The organism is Paraburkholderia sp. (genome assembly GCF_049581445.1).
Classification (GTDB): domain Bacteria; phylum Pseudomonadota; class Gammaproteobacteria; order Burkholderiales; family Burkholderiaceae; genus Paraburkholderia.
In genome coordinates this window covers 1-3,078 of the sequence record NZ_JBAURZ010000265.1, presented here as the reverse complement: position 1 = coordinate 3,078, position 3,078 = coordinate 1, and the positions used below count along the sequence as shown (strand labels likewise).

Genomic DNA, 3,078 nt, shown 5'->3' with positions numbered 1-3,078 from the left:
GGAGAACCACGCGTGCCGGGAGAACCACGCGGTCCCCGGGAATCACGCGCGTCCGGCGAGCCACGCCCACCCCGCGAACCACGCCCCGCGCGCACGGTCGTGCCCAATCCGATTCCGCCGATCACTTTCCCCGAGGCGCTGCCGGTATCCGGCCGCCGCGAAGAGATTGCGCGGGCGATTGCGAACAACCAGGTGGTGATCGTCTGCGGCGAGACGGGTTCGGGCAAAACCACCCAACTCCCGAAAATCTGTCTGGAACTCGGACGCGGACTTGGCGCGGGCGGCTCCGGCCTGATCGGGCACACGCAGCCGCGCCGGATTGCGGCTTCCGCGACCGGGCGCCGTATCGCCGAAGAACTCGGCACGCCGTTCGGCGAAGTGGTCGGCTACAAGGTGCGGTTTACCGACAATCTGTCGCCAGGCGCTTCGGTCAAGCTGATGACCGACGGCATTCTGCTCGCCGAAACCCAAACCGATCCGCTGCTCAAAGCCTACGACACGCTGATCCTCGACGAGGCGCACGAGCGCAGTCTGAACATCGATTTTCTGCTCGGCTATCTGCGGGAAATCTTGCCACGCCGTCCCGATCTGAAGCTGATCGTGACCTCGGCGACCATCGACGCCGATCGCTTCGCGCGCCATTTCGGCAGCGAAGAGAAGCCCGCGCCGGTGATCGAGGTGAGCGGCCGCCTGTATCCGGTCGAGGTGCGTTATCGACCGGTGGCTGAAGACAGCCCGGCGGTGAAATCGGCGGAAGGCTCGTCGTCGTCGCGCGAGCGGCCCAGGACGCAGCGCGAAACGGATCGCGACCTGATGGAAGCGATCGTCGACGCAGTCGATGAACTGTGCCGCGAAGGCCCCGGCGACGTGCTGGTGTTTTTGCCCGGCGAGCGCGAGATCCGTGACGCCGCGGAGGCGCTGCGCAAACACCATCCGCCGCATACGGAGATACTGCCGCTGTTCGCCCGGCTCTCGGCGGCTGACCAGGAGCGCGTATTCCGCGGGTCGAACGCGCGGCGCATTGTGCTGGCAACCAATGTCGCGGAAACGTCGCTGACGGTGCCGGGAATCCGCTATGTCGTCGATACGGGACTGGCGCGCGTGAAGCGCTATTCGTATCGCAACAAGGTCGAGCAGTTGCAGGTCGAATCGATTTCGCAGGCCGCCGCCAATCAGCGCGCCGGTCGCTGCGGACGCGTCGCGGACGGCGTGTGTATTCGTCTCTATGAGGAAAGCGACTTCCAGTCACGCGTGCGCTTCACCGATCCGGAAATCCTGCGCTCGTCGCTGGCCTCCGTGATTTTGCGGATGAAGTCGCTGCATCTGACGGCGATCGAAACGTTTCCGTTTATCGAACCGCCGCCTGGCCGCGCGATTGCCGACGGTTATCAACTGCTGAACGAACTCGGCGCCGTTGATGACGACAACGAGCTTACGCCGCTGGGCCGTGAACTCGCACGACTTCCGCTCGATCCGCGCGTGGGGCGGATGATTCTCGCTGCACGCGACCAGCAGGCGCTGCGCGAAGTGCTGATCATCGCCAGCGCGCTGTCCGTGCAGGACCCGCGCGACCGGCCAATCGAAGCGCAGGAGCAGGCCGATCAGGCGCATCGCCGCTTTGCCGACGAGCGTTCCGAATTCTTGCAGTGGCTGAAAATCTGGACGTGGTTCGAGGACGCGGTCACGCACAAGAAGTCCAACAAGCAGTTGACCGATGCGTGCCGCGCGAATTTTCTGTCGCATGTTCGGCTGCGCGAATGGCGCGACGTGCATTCGCAATTGCACACGGTAGTGCGCGAACACGGCTGGCGGCTCAATGAAGCGGAAGCGACCTTCGAACAGATCCATCTCGCGTTGTTGACGGGCCTGCTCGGCAATATCGGCCTGAAGGCCGACGATGAGCCTTATTACCTCGGCGCACGCACCATCAAGTTTTATCTGTGGCCCGGCTCGGCGCTCGTAAAAAAGGCCGGCAAGTGGGTGATGGCCGCGGAACTGGTCGAAACAAGCCGCCTTTTCGCGCGCTGTATTGCGAAGATCGAGCCTGAATGGATCGAGCGCATTGGTGCGCATCTGCTGAAGAAATCGCTTTCCGAGCCGCATTGGGAAAAGCGGGCGGCCCAGGTGTCGGCCTACGAGCGGGCTGTGCTATACGGTCTGCCGATTTACCATCGGCGCCGGGTGAGTTTTGGCAAGCAGGACCCGTCACGCGCCCGCGAGTTATTTATTCGTGGCGCGCTGGTGGAGGGCGAATTCGACACCAAGCTCGCGTTCTTTGCGCATAACCGCAAACTTCTCGCCGACATCGAGCAGCTCGAACACAAATCGCGCCGCCAGGATGTGCTGGTCGACGACGAACTGATCTACGCGTTTTACGATCAGGCTCTCCCGGAGGGTATTTATACAGGCGCGTCGTTCGAGCGCTGGTACCGCGACGAAATAAAGAAGAGCGGCCAGCAGGAAGACAAGCTGCGCCTGCTATACCTGTCGCGCGATGATCTGATGCGTCACGAGGCCGCCGGCGTGACTACTGATCTATTCCCCAAACGGATGACGATGGCGGGCGTAGAGATGGGGTTGACGTATCACTTCGAGCCGGGTTCGCCGCGCGATGGCGTGACGCTCGCGGTGCCGCTGTACGCGCTCAACCAGGTGGACGCGCGACGATGCGAGTGGCTCGTGCCGGGGATGCTGAAGGAAAAGGCGCAACTGCTGCTCAAATCCTTGCCGCAGAAACTGCGGCGGCATTGCGTGCCGCTGCCGGAATATGCGGCTGGGTTTGTCGAGCGCGCTGCTGGTCCACGTTTTGGTGCGGGTGGCTTGCTTGAGGCGCTAATTGCCGATGTGCGCGAGCAAACCCAGGTCGCGATGAAACAGTCCGATTTCAAGCTCGAGACGTTGGCGGCGCACCTGTTCATGAACTTCAAGGTCGTCGACGAACATGGGCGGCAACTCGCAATGGGGCGCAATCTGGCGCAATTGCGCGCGGAGTTGGGCGGCCAGGCGCAGCAGCATTTCCAGAAGATTGCTGCGGGGGCCGCGGGCATTGCGCTGGCGGGCGGCGGTGGTGGTGGTGGT

At 63.2% G+C, this 3,078-nt stretch carries 1 protein-coding gene; it reads left to right on the top strand.

Annotated elements, in window-relative coordinates; all coding sequences use genetic code 11:
* Positions 1–12: 12 nt before the first annotated feature.
* A partial coding sequence (hrpA, locus tag WCA85_RS22450; RefSeq protein WP_424067056.1) for an ATP-dependent RNA helicase HrpA occupies positions 13–3,078 on the top strand: 3,066 nt, incomplete at its 3' end.